Annotated in this window: 13 protein-coding genes; 6 read left to right on the top strand and 7 right to left on the bottom strand. The window is 68.5% G+C overall.

Translation table 11 applies throughout. The features are described 5' to 3' along the window. Nucleotides 1–13: 13 nt before the first annotated feature. Together CH42_RS12075 and CH42_RS12070 are read left to right on the top strand one after the other, a co-directional pair. Nucleotides 14–514: a general stress protein gene (locus CH42_RS12075; RefSeq protein WP_239684034.1), complete on the top strand. Its 501-nt coding sequence runs from the start codon at nucleotides 14–16 to the stop codon at nucleotides 512–514. 8 nt (nucleotides 515–522) lie between these two features. Next, complete coding sequence (locus CH42_RS12070; protein ID WP_053353368.1) at nucleotides 523–1,776, top strand: hypothetical protein; 1,254 nt, start codon at nucleotides 523–525, stop codon at nucleotides 1,774–1,776. Here the strand turns inward: CH42_RS12070 and hrpA are convergent. The 4 genes from hrpA to CH42_RS12050 are packed head-to-tail and all read right to left on the bottom strand — an operon-like array spanning nucleotide 1,773 to nucleotide 7,606. After that, on the bottom strand, nucleotides 1,773–5,762 hold the full coding sequence (hrpA, locus tag CH42_RS12065) for an ATP-dependent RNA helicase HrpA (RefSeq protein WP_053353367.1): 3,990 nt from the start codon (nucleotides 5,760–5,762) through the stop codon (nucleotides 1,773–1,775). The two genes, CH42_RS12070 and hrpA, sit on opposite strands and share 4 nt — an antisense overlap. Before the next feature lie 32 nt (nucleotides 5,763–5,794). Then, entirely contained in the window at nucleotides 5,795–6,085 is a 291-nt protein-coding gene (locus tag CH42_RS12060; protein ID WP_053353366.1) for a DUF3349 domain-containing protein, read from the bottom strand. 1 nt (nucleotide 6,086) lies between these two features. Then, the gene (locus CH42_RS12055) at nucleotides 6,087–6,389 is read right to left on the bottom strand and encodes a hypothetical protein (RefSeq protein ID WP_053353365.1); all 303 of its coding nucleotides are present in this window, start codon (nucleotides 6,387–6,389) and stop codon (nucleotides 6,087–6,089) included. Nucleotides 6,390–6,403: 14 nt separating this feature from the next. Then, complete coding sequence (locus CH42_RS12050) at nucleotides 6,404–7,606, bottom strand: inorganic phosphate transporter (protein WP_053353364.1); 1,203 nt, start codon at nucleotides 7,604–7,606, stop codon at nucleotides 6,404–6,406. A 187-nt stretch (nucleotides 7,607–7,793) separates the two neighbouring features. Between CH42_RS12050 and CH42_RS12045 the strand changes: the two genes are divergently transcribed. From CH42_RS12045 to argG, 3 genes are all read left to right on the top strand, one after another. Further along, entirely contained in the window at nucleotides 7,794–8,630 is an 837-nt protein-coding gene (locus tag CH42_RS12045; protein WP_053353363.1) for an aldo/keto reductase, read from the top strand. A gap of 7 nt (nucleotides 8,631–8,637) precedes the next feature. Beyond that, nucleotides 8,638–9,636 (top strand): malate dehydrogenase, encoded by a 999-nt coding sequence (locus tag CH42_RS12040; protein ID WP_053353362.1) that lies wholly within the window; start codon nucleotides 8,638–8,640, stop codon nucleotides 9,634–9,636. An 89-nt stretch (nucleotides 9,637–9,725) separates the two neighbouring features. Continuing rightward, nucleotides 9,726–11,147: an argininosuccinate synthase gene (gene argG, locus CH42_RS12035; RefSeq protein ID WP_053353361.1), complete on the top strand. Its 1,422-nt coding sequence runs from the start codon at nucleotides 9,726–9,728 to the stop codon at nucleotides 11,145–11,147. A 298-nt stretch (nucleotides 11,148–11,445) separates the two neighbouring features. Here the strand turns inward: argG and CH42_RS12030 are convergent, their stop codons facing one another. Beyond that, entirely contained in the window at nucleotides 11,446–11,694 is a 249-nt protein-coding gene (locus CH42_RS12030; protein WP_010156721.1) for a WhiB family transcriptional regulator, read from the bottom strand. Between the two features lie 191 nt (nucleotides 11,695–11,885). Here CH42_RS12030 and CH42_RS12025 point away from each other — a divergent pair, with 191 nt between their 5' ends. Then, entirely contained in the window at nucleotides 11,886–12,305 is a 420-nt protein-coding gene (locus CH42_RS12025) for a hypothetical protein (RefSeq protein WP_053353360.1), read from the top strand. Between the two features lie 237 nt (nucleotides 12,306–12,542). Here CH42_RS12025 and bcp read toward each other — a convergent pair whose 3' ends face one another. Together bcp and rsgA are read right to left on the bottom strand one after the other, a co-directional pair. Beyond that, a complete protein-coding gene (bcp, locus tag CH42_RS12020) occupies nucleotides 12,543–13,016 on the bottom strand; it encodes a thioredoxin-dependent thiol peroxidase (protein WP_053353359.1) in 474 nt (157 codons plus the stop codon). A gap of 98 nt (nucleotides 13,017–13,114) precedes the next feature. Beyond that, nucleotides 13,115–14,176 carry a ribosome small subunit-dependent GTPase A gene (rsgA, locus tag CH42_RS12015; protein ID WP_053353623.1) on the bottom strand — a complete coding sequence of 354 codons (1,062 nt, stop codon included), beginning with the start codon at nucleotides 14,174–14,176 and terminating at the stop codon, nucleotides 13,115–13,117. Between the last annotated feature and the right edge of the window lies 1 nt (nucleotide 14,177).

Raw genomic sequence — 14,177 nt, 5'->3', positions numbered from 1 at the left:
GAGAATCGGGGGTATGAGCTCTCCTGGTGGACCCATCCGATCGTCGCGTCTCCCGATGGTGCCCGAGATTCCCAAGGGCGACATCGTCTCGACCTACGACCGGTACGAGGACGCGAAGCATGCCGTCGACGTGCTCGCCCGTGCGAGTTTTCCGGTGCAGCAAATCAGCATCGTCGGCAACGACGTCCGCAGTGTTGAGCGTGTCACCGGCCGATTGACGTACGGTCGCGTGGCGCTGATGGGGGCGCTCTCGGGGGCGTACCTCGGTCTCTTCCTCGGCCTCCTGCTGTTCATCTTCCAGCCAGACAACGGCGCGATTCTCGGGGTCTTCGTTGCCGCCGTGGTGATCGGTGCGGGCTTCGGCATGCTGTTCGGTGTGCTCTCGTACGCCATGAATCGCAACCGCCGCGACTTCTCGTCGGTCATGCAGATGGTCGCGACGCGGTACGACCTCGTGACCGAGCCCGAGCTCGTGCACGAGGCACGGCGCGTGCTCACCGAGTCGGCCCGCTGACCCCAGCAGTGCGCGAGCAGCGGCGACGGGCGTCGAGTCAGCATCGCGAGTCGTCACGAACACGACGTGCGTGGCGATCCGCGCTCGCCTGGGTCGTGGTGCTCGCGGTGCTGGGCTCGATCTTCGGCGTGCCGCCCCTCATCCGCTATCTCAAAGCGCCGAACATCTCAGAGGATTTCGGCATTGAAGATGCGGTCGTGGCGCTCCGGCTCGAGGCGCGAGATGTGTCGTATCTCACGCTGATCTCCGAGACCGGGGAGACCCGATCGGTGCGCGTCGATGAGCGCGGGTTCGAGCAGGCCAGAATCGCTTGGTCCGAGCACGGGCTCAGCACGGGGAGTCGCGACACGGAGTACCTGTTGCGTGCCCACGACCTCACGGCGCTCCCGCTTCCGGCGTCGACGGCCAATCGCACGGAGAGCCGTCGCGTCGCCACCGATGACGGCTTTGTCGTCTGGTCGTCTTCTCCCGTCGAAGAACGCATCGTGTCGTTCATCGATGCCGAGCACGGCACGATGGAGAATGCGGAGGCCGTGTACGGGCCCCCGGGTCTCACCGTTTGCGCTGGGGCGCCGGTCTTCGTGCGCGATGCGGAGGCGCCGATGAGCGGTGTCGGCACCGATGCCGATGCGCCCGACGATCGCCCGCTCATCACTGAGCTGACCCCCGCAACCGCGGGCATGCCAGGTCTCGGGGTGTTCGACGATGTCGAGGCGCTGGCGTGCGACTCCGGGACGGTATTCGGGCTCGGCCACGTCTGGGGCGCACCGGATTCGCGTCAGGTGCTGCGCGCGTGGAGCGAGGGGGACGACGCCCCGCGCGAGATCGAGATCCGGTACCCGCAGGCGTTGACCTGGACGACGCCGTCGACTTTCTGGGTCAGCGAGGGCACCGCCTACTGGGCGATTGACAGCACCCTGTGGTCGGCACCCGTCGCGGCCGACTCCGAGTCGGTCGACGCGACTCCTGTCAGCGATATTCGGGATTCCCTCGGTGACGGGTTCTGGCCGGTGGTGGGCACCGACAGCGGGGTCCTCGACCATATCGGTGACCGGGTGTACGGCGTCGCGGTCGATGAGGAGTTCGTGCAGCGGCGTCGCGGGTCATCGTTCGACCGACTCGATGGCTTGGCGATCTTCAGCGCCGATGTCGCCGGCGACGCACCGCGCATCGAACTCACCGTGAGCGACTTCGACATTCCGCGCCGTGATCTTCGGGTCAGCGCGATCGCCGTCAACCCCGAGTGGGCCGCTGCACGCTAGCCGTCGCGCAGGGCCTTCTGAATGCGCTGCAGCGATACCGGCTCCGCCGTGCGCAGCTGCTGCGCGAAGAGGCTGACGCGCAGCTCCTCGATCAACCAGCGGGTGCGGTGCAGGCGCTGTGGCGCGTCGGGCGGCAGCGGGATCGTGCCTCCCGCCTCCGAGTACATGATGAGGGCACGGTCGACGTCGTTCTGCCAGGCGCGGTCGCGGCCGGCATTCTCGGTGAGACCCTGCATGCGCTGTTGGAGCGCTTCGAGGTAGACCGGCACACGTTCGAGCTGCGCGAGGCCGGTCACCGAGACGAACCGGTCGAAGACGAGCCCGTCGATCAGCTTCGCGGCGTCGGCGACCTGGCCCAGCACCTGGATCGACTTTGCGCCGTCGATCGCCTTCCGCGCCAGACGCGCGCCGTCGAGCACGCGCGCGGCGAGCGCGATGGCGCCGTAGATGTCATCGATGAGGGATCGCGCATAGTCGTCGGCGAGCGCCTCGAAGGCGGACGCCGTCCAGATGAGCCCGTCGGGCGCGTGCCGTCGAATCACCCGGTCGGCCACCGCGAGCGACACGTCGGCGATCGCGAGATCGAGCGAGCGGTACGGCCCGGCGCCGAGCAGCAACTTCTCCTGGTTCGAGAGATGGTCGCGCACGTAGGAAGCGGGCGACGGCGAGCTCAGCACAAGTAGCCGTCGAATACCGCGGCGAGAGATCCGCGCCTGCTCGGCCTCGTCGGCGACGAGGGCCAGGTCGACCGAGGTACGGCGATCCACTATTGCGGGGTAGGCCCGCACCACGCCCGCGCCCGCTCCGCCGCGTCCCTTGGCGTACGCCGAGTCGACGTGGCGCGGGATGTCGCCGAATGTCCAGGTCGTCGCGCCCGTGCGCTCGAGATCGCTCTTCGGCAGTGCCGCGGCGGCGACCTTCGCGACGCCGTGGGTGGCTTGCTCCTTGTGCTTCGATTGCAGCTCGCCGAGATCCTTACCGGTTCCGACGGTGCGGCCGCGCCCATCGACGACGCGGAACGTCGGGGTGAGGTGGCTCGGCAGCCGGTCGGCGTCGAAGTCGGCGGGGGAGACCGGCACGCTCGTGCGTCGTTTGATCTCGGTGGCGAGGAGTGCGGTGAGCGCGGGCGCGGCGGCCCCGGGGGCCACGGGGGCGTCGAGCTGCGGGCCGACGGTGGCGAGCAGCGTGCGCGCCCAGTCGGCCGCGGGCACGACGTGCTTGCGGATCGCCTTCGGCAGCGTCTTGATAAGTGCGGTGACGAGCTCCTGACGCAGACCGGGCACGAGCTTCTCGAAGTCGGAGCCCTCGAGTCTCGGCAGGAGGGGGAGCGGCACGTTGACCGTCACGCCGTCGTCGTCTGCGGTGGGGTCGAACCGATAGCGCAGCCGCAGCGTTTGATCGCCGTGCGTCCACTGCTTCGGGAACTCCTGCTCATCGACGGCGTCGGTCTCGTCTTCGATGAGGTCTTCGCGACGCAGGTGCAAGAACTGCGGGTCGGTGGCGCGCTTCTGCTTCCACCAGCCCTCGAAGCTGCGCGTCGAGACCACGTCGGCGGGGACGCGGGCATCGTAAAACTCGAAGATCGCCTCGTCGTCGCCCACGATGTCGCGGCGGCGGGTGCGCTCCTCCAGCTGCTCGAGTTCACGGCGCAGCTGCCGATTCGCGCGGTCGAAGGCCTGCGGGGAGTCCCACTCGCCATCGACCAGGGCGTGGCGAATGAAGAGTTCGCGGGCGTGCGCCTGGTCGTACCGCGCCAGTTGCACGCGGCGGCGATCGACGATCGCGACGCCGTAGAGCGTGACGCGCTCGTATGCGACGGCCGCCCCTTGGCTCTTCTCCCAGTGCGGCTCAGAGAGCTGCCGTTTCGCGAGCGGCCCCGCCAGTTCTTCGGCCCACGCCGGATCGACCACCGCGTTGGCGCGCGCGAACAGCCGAGAGGTCTCGACGAGCTCGACGCTCATCACCACCTCGGGCGGCCGCTTCGCGAGCACCGAGCCCGGGTAGAGCACGAAGCGCGTACCCCGCGACCCCAGATACTCCTGCGCGGGCTTGCGCTTCACCGCGCCCGCAGCCGATCGGCCGCGGCCGGGGGCCGTGCGATCCTGCCGGTCATCGCGCACGCCCAACTGCGACAGCAGACCCGCGAGCACCGAGCGATGGATCGCCTCGCCCGAGCCCCCGGTCGCGCCGGCCGCAGCGCGCTCGCGCGGCAGCTTCGCGATGCGCGCGATCTGCCGGTACAGGTCCATCCACTCGCGCACGCGCAAGAAGTTCAGGTACTCCGCTTTGCAGAGCCGTCGGAACGCGCTCGACGACAGCTCGCGCTGCTGCTCTTGCAGGTAATGCCACAGGTTCAGCAGCGTCATCAGGTCGCCCTGGGGGTCGGAGAACCTGCCGTGCAGCTCATCGGCCCGGCCGCGCTCCGCCTGCGGGCGCTCGCGCACGTCTTGAATGGTGAGCCCAGCCACGATGGCGAGCACCTCGGGGACCACCTCGTGGCGCCGCGCCTCGAGCACCATGCGCGCGAAGCGCGGTTCGAGCGGCAGTCGCGAGAGCTCCCGCCCGATCTTCGTAATGCGATGGGTGCCGCCGCGCTCGCCGCCGGCACCGTCGCCGCCCCTGCCGCGACCGCGGCCGCCCCGACCACGCGCGTCGCCGCCCGACCGCGCACCACGAGCGGCCTCGACCGCCCCGAGCTCGGTCAGCAGCCCGAGTCCGTCGGCGATGCCGCGCTGATCCGGGGGAGTGAGGAACGGGAAGCGCGCGATGTCGCCGAGGCCGAGCGCGAGCATCTGCAAGATGACCGAGGCGAGCCCGGTGCGCCGTACCTCGGGTTCGGTGAACTCGGGGCGCGACGCGAAATCCTCGTCTGAATACAGGCGGATCGCGATACCCGGGCTGGTGCGGCCCGAGCGGCCGGAGCGCTGGTTCGCGCTCGCCTGCGACACGGCCTCGATGGGCAGGCGCTGCACCTTGCTGCGTGCGCTGTAGCGGGAGATGCGCGCGGTGCCCGCGTCGATGACGTAGCGGATGCCGGGTACCGTCAGCGAGGTTTCGGCGACGTTGGTCGCGAGTACGATGCGGCGGTTGCCGCCCGCACCGCGTTCAAAGACGCGGTGCTGCTCGGCGGCGCTCAGGCGCCCGTAGAGCGGCAGAATCTCCGTGCGTGCGGATCGGGAGGATCCGCGCAGTCGACCCTGCAGCGCGTCCGCGGCGTCGCGAATCTCGGCCTCGCCCGACAGGAACACGAGAACGTCGCCGGGCGCCTCCTTCGCAAGTTCGTCGACCGCGTCACCGATACCGTCGAAGAGGTCGCGCTCGACGGTCGTGATCTTCGGGGCGCCGCCCTTCGGGTCGGGGCGCTCGATGCGCTCGACGAGCGGCCGGTAGCGCACCTCGACGGGGAACGTGCGCCCTGACACCTCGATGACGGGAGCGGGCTCGCGCGTCTCGACGTCGGCGAAGTGCTGCGCGAACGATTCGGGGTCAATGGTGGCCGAGGTGATGATGACCTTGAGATCGGGCCGCCTCGGGAGGAGCGTCTTCAGATAGCCGAGCAGGAAGTCGATGTTCAGGCTGCGCTCGTGAGCTTCGTCGATGATGATCGTGTCGTAGGCCGTGAGGTCGCGGTCGCGGTGGATCGCGTTCAGCAGAATGCCGTCGGTCATCAATCGCACGCGCGTCTCGGCAGAGACCTGGTCGGTGAAGCGCACCTGGTAGCCGACCAGCCCGCCGAGTTCAGAGCCGAGCTCCTCCGCGACGCGCTCCGCGATGGTGCGCGCGGCGATGCGGCGGGGCTGTGTGTGCGCGATGCGTTCCCGGCCGAGGGCGAGCGCGATCTTCGGCAGCTGCGTTGTCTTGCCCGAGCCGGTCTCGCCCGCGACGATGACCACCTGGTGCGATCGGATGGCGTCCGAGATTTCGTCGCGCATCTGCGAGACGGGCAGCTCCTCGGGGAACGTGATGCTGAGCGGGGGGAGCGTCATGATCCCTCCATTATCCCGCGCGGAGTGGTGAATCAGACGAGCGTGACGCCCACGCGCTCGAGGCGCTCGCGCACCCGCGCCAGATCCTCCTCCGAGGGCAGGCCGTTGAGCACGCGACTCATGACCACTCGGGCGTCGATCGACGAGATCTCGCGATCGTCGCCGGCTTCGAGCTGCAGTGCCTGCGCGACCTCGGTGATCTCCTCCTCGGAGAGCCGGCGTCGCAGCAGGGCGAGCAGCGGAATGAAGTCTGCGCTCGGCACGCCCTCGGGGTAGCCGGCGCGCAGCCAGCGGAGGATCGCCGCGATGATGCTGTCGCTCATGTCAGCCTCCGAACACGGTGATGCCGAAGTAGTGGTGCAGGCTGTGCCGCGTGATGAAGAGCACGCCCGCGATCACCGCGCAGATGACGAACGCGAACAGTACGATCGCGAGCGCGGAAAGTGCCGGATTGCGGGGGCCTGACGCCGTGACCGTGCCCGACGCGTCGATCGTGACGCCGCCGGCACCGCGCGCCTGGAGGTGCATCGCGATGGCGAAGATCGCCGGGAGCCCCGCGCCGAGCGCCAGGCCGATGCCGAGCACGCGGAGCGCGGAGAGCAGGATGGTTGCGAAATCGATGTCCATGAGAGGCTCCGTGATCATTTGGCCGCGGGGGCCGGGTCAGTGGAGGGAACGACGTCGCCGGTCCAGTCCTCATTGACGTTGGACGCGTCGACGCGCTGGCGGCGACCGCGCAGGTACATCCACACCGAAGCGATAACGAGGATCGCGAATACGGTGAGGGCCCCGGGCAGACGGCCGATGCCGTTTTCGATGAAGAAGCAGACCGCGCCCACGAGGCCCGCGGCGGGCATGGTGATGAGCCACGCGGTCGCCATGCGGCCCGCGACGCCCCAGCGCACCTGCGCGGCCGGCTTGCCGACACCGGAACCGAGGATCGATCCCGTGGCAACGTGCGTGGTCGAGAGCGCGATGCCCATCGACGACGAGGTCAGGATGATCGCGGCGGAGGAGGCCTCGGCCGCCATGCCCTGGGGTGAATCAATCTCGACGAGCCCCTTGCCGAGCGTGCGGATGATCCGCCACCCGCCGAGGTAGGTGCCGAGCGCGATCGCCACGCCGCAGACGACGATGATCCAGACCGGCAGGCCGTTCTGTTCGATGCCCTCGGTCGTGAGCGACCCGTGGGCGATCAGCGCGAGTGCGATGACGCCCATCGTCTTCTGCGCATCGCCGGTGCCGTGCGCGAGTGACACGAGCGATGCCGTGCCGATCTGACCCCAGCGGAAGCCGCGCTCGCGACGGGCTCCCGACACGCGCTTCGTGAGCGCGTAGACGAGGTAGGTGCCGACCGCCGCCACCGCGCACGCGATCACGGGGGAGAGGAATGCCGGAACGATGACCTTCGCCAGGATCCCGGACCAGTTGACGCCGGCCGCGCCGATGCCCGCAATGCCCGCACCGATGAGTCCGCCGAAGAGCGCGTGCGAGGAGCTGCTCGGCAACCCGAGCAGCCAGGTGATGAGGTTCCAGAGAATGCCGCCCACGAGCCCCGCGAAGATGATCATCATCGCGGTCTCCGGAGAGAGCCCCTCGACCAGCGCGCCGCTTTCGGTCTGAATCTTCAGCACGTCTTTCGTGATCGTCGCGGCGACCTCGACGGAGAGGAATGCGCCGACGAGGTTCAGGATGGCCGAGATGGTCACCGCCGTCTTCGGCCGGAGTGCGCCGGTGGCGATCGAGGTCGCCATCGCGTTGCCGGTGTCGTGGAATCCGTTGGTGAAGTCGAAGCCGATGGCCGTAATAATCACCAGGATCAGGATGAGGATTTCGGGGCTCATGACGCTCATCGTCGCACCGCAGATACGGTCGCAAAAACGAAAAGTTCCTGAACAGCGCGTTATTCGCTCGCCGTTTACGCAGTGTTCACGGCACTGACCCCCACTCAGGTGTCCGGGCGTAGACTGGCCGCGGTCGCGCCGCGCGGAATCGACCGCCCGGCACCTCGCGTTGAAACGAAAGGGTCTCATGCCTGCACTCTCGATTCCGAACGTTCCGCTCTCGTCAGGTACTGCGATCCCGCAGCTCGGCGTCGGCGTCTATCTCGTCGAACCCGCCGACACCGTGGACGTCGTGAGCACCGCGTTCGACCTCGGCTACCGTCACATCGACACCGCCGCGCTGTACCGCAACGAGGCCGAGGTTGGGCAGGCGATCGCGCAGAGCGGGCTCGACCGCGACGACGTCTTCGTGACCACGAAGCTCTGGAACACCGATCAGACGCGTGCCGCCGACGCGTTCCAGGAGAGCCTCGACCGGCTGCAGCTCGACCGCGTCGACCTGTATCTGATCCACTGGCCGCAGCCCATGCACGGCGAGGCGCTCGGCGCCTGGCGATCCCTCATCGACATCGCGGAGTCGGGCCGAGCATCGGCCATTGGCGTCTCGAACTTCGAGGTCGAGTACCTGCAGCAGCTCATCGACGAAACCGGGGTCGTGCCCGCGGTCAACCAGATCGAGCTGCACCCGCTGCACCAGCGCCGCGAACTCGCCGAGTTCTGCGCCGCTCACAACATCGTGATCGAGGCGTGGGCTCCGCTCGCGCAGGGCAAGTCCGACCTCTTCGAGCGCCCCGAGCTTATCGAGATCGCCCAGGCCCACGGCAAGAGCCCGGCCCAGGCCGTGCTGCGCTGGCACGTGCAGCAGGGCCGCGTCATCTTCCCGAAGACGCTGCGCCGCGAACGACTCATCGAGAACGCCGACATCTTCGACTTCGAGCTCAGTGCCGATGAGATCGCCGTCTTCGACAGTTTCGAGGCCGGCACGAACTTCGGCCCCGACCCCCGCACCTTCGATCGCCGATAGGACCGTCATGACGCACGCACCCGTCACCATCACGCTCACCGGCGCCGGCGGCCAGATCGGTTACGCCGCACTGTTTCGTATCGCGGCAGGCGACCTGCTCGGCCCCGATCGGCCCGTGTCGCTCCGACTCCTCGAAATCCCGCAGGGCATGCGCGCTGCCGAGGGGGCGGCACTGGAGCTCGCCGACTGCGCCTTCCCGACGCTCGCCGGGGTCGAGATCACTGATGACGCAAAAGTCGCGTTCGACGGCGCCAACCTCGCGCTGCTCATCGGCTCGCGCCCCCGCACCGCCGGCATGGAGCGCGGCGACCTGCTCGCGGCCAACGGCGCGATCTTCGGGCCGCAGGGCGCCGCGATCAACGCCGGCGCCGACGACGACGTGCGCGTCGTCGTGGTGGGCAACCCCGCGAACACCAACGCGCTGATCGCGCAGCAGCACGCGCCCGACGTTCCCGCCGACCGATTCACCGCGCTCACGCGCCTCGACCACAACCGCGCCGTCGGGCTGCTCGCCGCCGAGGCGTCGGCGCCGGTCGCCGAGGTCGAGGGCGTCACCATCTGGGGCAATCACTCCGCGACGCAGTACCCCGACCTCAGCCACGCGACCGTGCGCGGCGCGGCAGCACTGGAATCGGTCGACGCCGGGTGGGCCCGCGGGGCGTACATCGAGCGGGTCGCCCAGCGCGGCGCCGAGATCATCGAGGTGCGCGGCGGATCCTCCGTCGCCTCCGCAGCAAACGCCGCAATCGAGCACGCGCGCGACTGGATGCTGGGCACCGGCGAGTCGGCGTCGTCGCACTGGACGAGCGCCGCTGTGGTGTCGCGCGGCGAATACGGGGTGCCCGAAGGGCTCATCTCCTCGTTCCCGGTGACCGCCGCGAACGGCTCCTGGCAGATCGTCGAGGGGCTGGAGATCGACGCGTTCTCGCGCGAACGGATCGACGCCTCCGTCGCCGAACTCGTCGCCGAGCGCGAAGCGGTGCGCGAACTCGGCCTGATCTCCTGACAGCGTCGCGCGCGGCCGATCAGTCGCGCGCGACGCTGTGAGCTCGCCCGCGGATTTCTGAAGGTCGGATGAGCCCTAGGATAGAGAGCATGTCCAAGGTTCTTTCTTCCCTTCCCGTGGGCGAGCGCGTCGGCATCGCCTTCTCCGGCGGTCTCGATACCTCCTGTGCCGTCGCCTGGATGCGCGAGAAGGGCGCGGTGCCCTGCACGTACACCGCTGATATCGGTCAGTACGACGAGCCCGACATCGACGGTGTCGCGGGCCGCGCCAAGGAGTACGGCGCCGAGATCGCGCGTCACGTCGATGCGAAGCGCCCGCTCGTCGAAGAGGGACTCGTCGCGCTGCAGACCGGCGCGTTCAACGTGCGCTCGGGCGGCAAGACCTACTTCAACACCACGCCGCTCGGTCGCGCCGTCACCGGCACGCTCCTCGTGCGCGCGATGAAGGAAGACGGCGTCGACATCTGGGGCGACGGCTCGACCTACAAGGGCAACGACATCGAGCGCTTCTACCGCTACGGTCTCATGGCCAACCCCGCGCTGCGCATCTACAAGCCGTGGCTCGACAAGACGTTCGTGGAAGAGCTCGGCGGCCGTCATGAGATGAGCGAGTGGCTCGTCGCCAACGGCTACCCGTACCGCGACGCGACCGAGAAGGCGTACTCGACTGACGCGAACATCTGGGGCGCGACGCACGAAGCGAAGAAGCTCGAGTTCCTCGACGCCGGCCTTGACATCGTCGATCCGATCATGGGCGTCGCTGCGTGGCGCGAAGACGTTGAGATTGCCACCGAAGAGGTCTCGGTGCGCTTCGAGGCTGGCCGCCCCGTCGCGATCAACGGCGTCGAGTACGACGATCCGGTAGCGCTCGTGCTCGAGGCGAACGCCATCGGCGGCCGTCACGGTCTCGGCGCCTCCGACCAGATCGAGAACCGCATCATCGAGGCGAAGTCGCGCGGCATCTACGAGGCCCCGGGCATGGCGCTGCTGCACATCACTTACGAGCGCCTCGTCAACGCGATCCACAACGAGAACACGCTCGCGAGCTACCACACCGACGGCCGCAAGCTCGGCCGCCTGATGTACGAGGGCCGCTGGCTCGACCCCGAGTCGCTCATGCTGCGCGAAGCGCTGCAGCGCTGGGTCGGTTCGGCGATCACCGGCGAGGTCACGCTGCGCCTGCGCCGCGGTGACGACTACACCATCCTCAACACCGAGGGCCCCAGCCTCAGCTACCATCCCGAGAAGCTCTCGATGGAGCGCACCGTGGGCGCGGCGTTCGGCCCCGAAGACCGCATCGGCCAGCTCACCATGCGCAACCTCGACATCGCCGACTCGCGTCAGCGCCTTGAGCAGTACGCGCAGCTCGGCCTCGTCGGCGGCTCGATCGCGGGTCTCGTCGGCCAGCTCGAGCAGGGCGGCGCATCCGAGATCGCGAACGCCGTCGGCGGCATCGACGAAGACGCTGACGAGCTCGGCCTGTCGGCCGCGTTCGACGCCGGCACCGACTGATCTGCAGCGGGTTCGCTGATCGCAGCGGGGTGCGACCTTCGGGTCGCGCCCCGCTGCGGCGTTGTGGGGTTCGCGGCGGCGCTGCGCTGCAGCTGCGCTGTGGGCGCCCCAGCGCCTACATGCGATCGGGGTAACTTCGGACCAGTGCTGACGTCAATTGAGGTCGCAACACTGGTCCGAAGTTACCTCAATCCGCGAATTGGGTAGCTCGGACGGGGGAGTAGGGCGGTCTGTGCCGCGCACGCAAAGGGGGTCCGGGTTCTCAGTGAGAACCCGGACCCCCTTTGCGTTGCTGCGACTAGGAGGCGCGGCGCGCGCGTGCGGCGCGGCGCTTGAGCGCGCGGCGCTCATCTTCGCTCAGCCCGCCCCAGACGCCCGAATCCTGGCCGGTGTCCATGGCGTACTGCAAGCACATCTCGGTGACGGTGCATCGTGCGCACACTGACTTCGCGCGCTCGATCTGCTCCACCGCGGGGCCGGTATTCCCGACCGGGAAGAACAACTCCGGGTCTACGGTGAGACACGCTGCCTGTTCACGCCAATCCATGGGGTCCTCCTCTGTAACGCACGCACGCGAACACTCCGGAGACCGGATAGCCTAGAATTCGCGCCGTAACTACCTAATACGTGGCTGAGAATGCTCACGTCGGTGTGCGCGATACTCGACGGGTTATATAGTTTCACGGAAATAGATGCAAATCAATAGGTAACCTGCAATTGATTGGAAAGCGAGCCGCAATGCCTCAGACACCTGCTGATCACCCCCGTTCACGGTTGGGGTGGCGCGTGCTGCGGGTGCTGCTCGTGCTGGAATCGCTCCTGCTCGCGGGTGTCTCCGTCTTCGCGCTGGTCGCGGCAGTGCGCTCGGCCGGCCCCATTGCGCAGAACATCAGCCTGGTACTCATGGCCGTGATCGCGTTCGTGTGGGTCGTCGTCACCGCCGTCGCCGCGGTGCGCGGCCGCCCGAGCTGGGTGCGCGGCTCTGCCCTGACCCTGCACGTGCTGCTCTTCGCGGCGGGTACCGGCTGCTTGCAGCTCGGGATCGGGTCGTGGCAGTTCGGCTTCGGCCTGGTCGCGATCGCGCTGCTCGGGTTCGCCGCGGCCGTGATCTCGCGGCCGGATCCGCGGGTCGAGTACGACGCGGCCCTGCACGGCTGAACCGCGCCGCTGCCCTGCGCCCTGGGTGCACCTGCGCGCTGGGGTGTATTTGCTCACTGTGCGCTGGGCTACGCGCGCGCCCACACGCGAACGCACCCCTTTCTCCCGAACGGACCTGTAAAACATCGGTGCGTTCGGGAGAAAGGGGTGCGTTCGCGGTGAGAGCGCGCGCGGCGTGGAGCGCGCGGTGCGTTCGGGAGAAAGGGGTGCATTCGCGACGTGGGAGCGCGCGCGGTTCTACACCTCGAGGAGCTTGCGCAAGCGCGCGACGTGTCCCGTGGCCTTCACGTTCGTCAGCGCGTGCGTGATCGTGCCCGACTCGTCGATGACGAAGGTCGATCGAATCACGCCCTCGACGATGCGGCCGTAGTTGTTCTTCTCGCCGAAGGCGCCGTAGGCGTGGTGCACTGCGGCGTCGGGGTCGCTCAGCAGTGGGTACTCGAGACCGTCACGGTCGGCGAAGCGGCGCAGCTTTTCGACGGCATCACGGGAGACACCGAGCACGTGGTAGCCCGCGGCTTCGAGCGGTGCGGTGGAGTCGCGGAAGTCGCACGCCTCTTTCGTGCATCCGGGGGTCATCGCTTCGGGGTAGAAGAAGAGGATGACGCGCTTGCCCTGGTACTGCGCAAGCGCGCGGGTGTTGCCGTCTTGGTCGAGGAGGGTGAAATCGGGGGCCTGCTGGCCGGCTTCGAGCACTACGCGATCAGTCATGCTGCCAGCCTAGCGGCCGGCATTGTTTCGGTGCGCGCAGGGCAGCAGCTCTCGCACAGAGGCGAAGCAGTGCGCAGAGCATCTATGCAGAAGAACGACTACTTCAAGAGGCGGCGCAGCGATTCGACGCGGGCCGCGCCGGCTGCATCGAGGCGCCCGTCTGCGACAGCGACGTCGAGCTCGCAGTCGGGGGCGTCGTCTTGATGCGTGCACCCGCGAGGGCACTCGTCGATAATCTGCGCGAGGTCGGTGAACCCCCGCAAGATGCCCTCGGCGGTGACGTGCCCGAGGCCGAACGAACGGACGCCTGGTGTGTCGATGACCCATCCCGTATCGCCGCCGGCGGCACCCGGTGTCAGGGCGCGCAGCGCGACCGACGATGACGACGTGTGCCGACCGCGCCCGGTCACTTCGTTGACATGCCCCGTCGCACGGTCGGCTTCGGGTACGAGGGCGTTGATGAGCGTGGATTTTCCGACGCCGGAGTGCCCGACGAACACGGTGGTGCGCCCGGCGAGCGACTCGCGGATCTCGGCGAGCGGCCAGGCGTCGGGTGCGGAACGGAAGACGGGTACTTCGAGTGCGGCGAAGTGGTCGAGGAACGGCCCCGGGTCGGCGAGGTCGACCTTGGTGATGCAGATGAGGGGAGTGATGCCGGCGTCGTACGCGGCCACGAGATAGCGGTCGACGAGTCGCACCCGCGGTTCCGGGTTCGCCGCGGCCACGACGATCAGCATCTGGTCGGCGTTGCCCACCATCACGCGTTCGACGCGGTCGCTGTCGTCTGCGCTGCGGCGCAGCAGGGTGCGTCGCTCTTCGACGCCGACGATGCGCGCAAGCGAGCCCTCGTCACCCGAGGTGTCGCCGACGAGTTGCACGCGGTCTCCGATGACGATGGGGGTGCGGTGCAGTTCGCGTGCACGCGAGGCGAGCACGGAGCGCTCGTGCGGATTCGACGGGTCGGCTGCGGCGTCGACGAGTGCGGTGTAGCGGCCCCGGTCGACCGCGGTCACCATGCCGATGACTGCATCCGCGTGCTCGGGCCGACGCTTCGTGCGCGGTCGGTTCGCCTTCGGATTCGGGCGTTGACGTACCTGGTGGTCGGCGTATGCGGCGTACGGATCATCGCCGTCATCGTCGTCGGGAGTCAGCCAGCTCACG

The sequence above is a fragment of the Leucobacter musarum subsp. musarum genome (genome assembly GCF_001273845.1).
In the GTDB taxonomy this organism is placed as follows: Bacteria; Actinomycetota; Actinomycetes; order Actinomycetales; family Microbacteriaceae; genus Leucobacter; species Leucobacter musarum.
The sequence above is the reverse complement of the archived record's forward strand: the minus strand, read 5'-3'. Positions and strand labels throughout refer to the sequence as shown.

Bases quoted from the DNA above. Each gene is read 5' to 3' on its own strand.
- CH42_RS12045 (WP_053353363.1), top strand. From the start codon at position 7,794: ATGCCTGCACTCTCGATTCCGAACGTTCCGCTCTCGTCAGGTACTGCG.
- CH42_RS12055 (WP_053353365.1), bottom strand. From the start codon at position 6,389: ATGGACATCGATTTCGCAACCATCCTGCTCTCCGCGCTCCGCGTGCTC.
- argG (WP_053353361.1), top strand. From the start codon at position 9,726: ATGTCCAAGGTTCTTTCTTCCCTTCCCGTGGGCGAGCGCGTCGGCATC.
- CH42_RS12030 (WP_010156721.1), bottom strand. From the start codon at position 11,694: ATGGATTGGCGTGAACAGGCAGCGTGTCTCACCGTAGACCCGGAGTTG.
- CH42_RS12050 (WP_053353364.1), bottom strand. From the start codon at position 7,606: ATGAGCCCCGAAATCCTCATCCTGATCCTGGTGATTATTACGGCCATC.
- bcp (WP_053353359.1), bottom strand. From the start codon at position 13,016: ATGACTGATCGCGTAGTGCTCGAAGCCGGCCAGCAGGCCCCCGATTTC.
- CH42_RS12025 (WP_053353360.1), top strand. From the start codon at position 11,886: ATGCCTCAGACACCTGCTGATCACCCCCGTTCACGGTTGGGGTGGCGC.
- CH42_RS12060 (WP_053353366.1), bottom strand. From the start codon at position 6,085: ATGAGCGACAGCATCATCGCGGCGATCCTCCGCTGGCTGCGCGCCGGC.
- CH42_RS12040 (WP_053353362.1), top strand. From the start codon at position 8,638: ATGACGCACGCACCCGTCACCATCACGCTCACCGGCGCCGGCGGCCAG.
- CH42_RS12075 (WP_239684034.1), top strand. From the start codon at position 14: ATGAGCTCTCCTGGTGGACCCATCCGATCGTCGCGTCTCCCGATGGTG.
- hrpA (WP_053353367.1), bottom strand. From the start codon at position 5,762: ATGACGCTCCCCCCGCTCAGCATCACGTTCCCCGAGGAGCTGCCCGTC.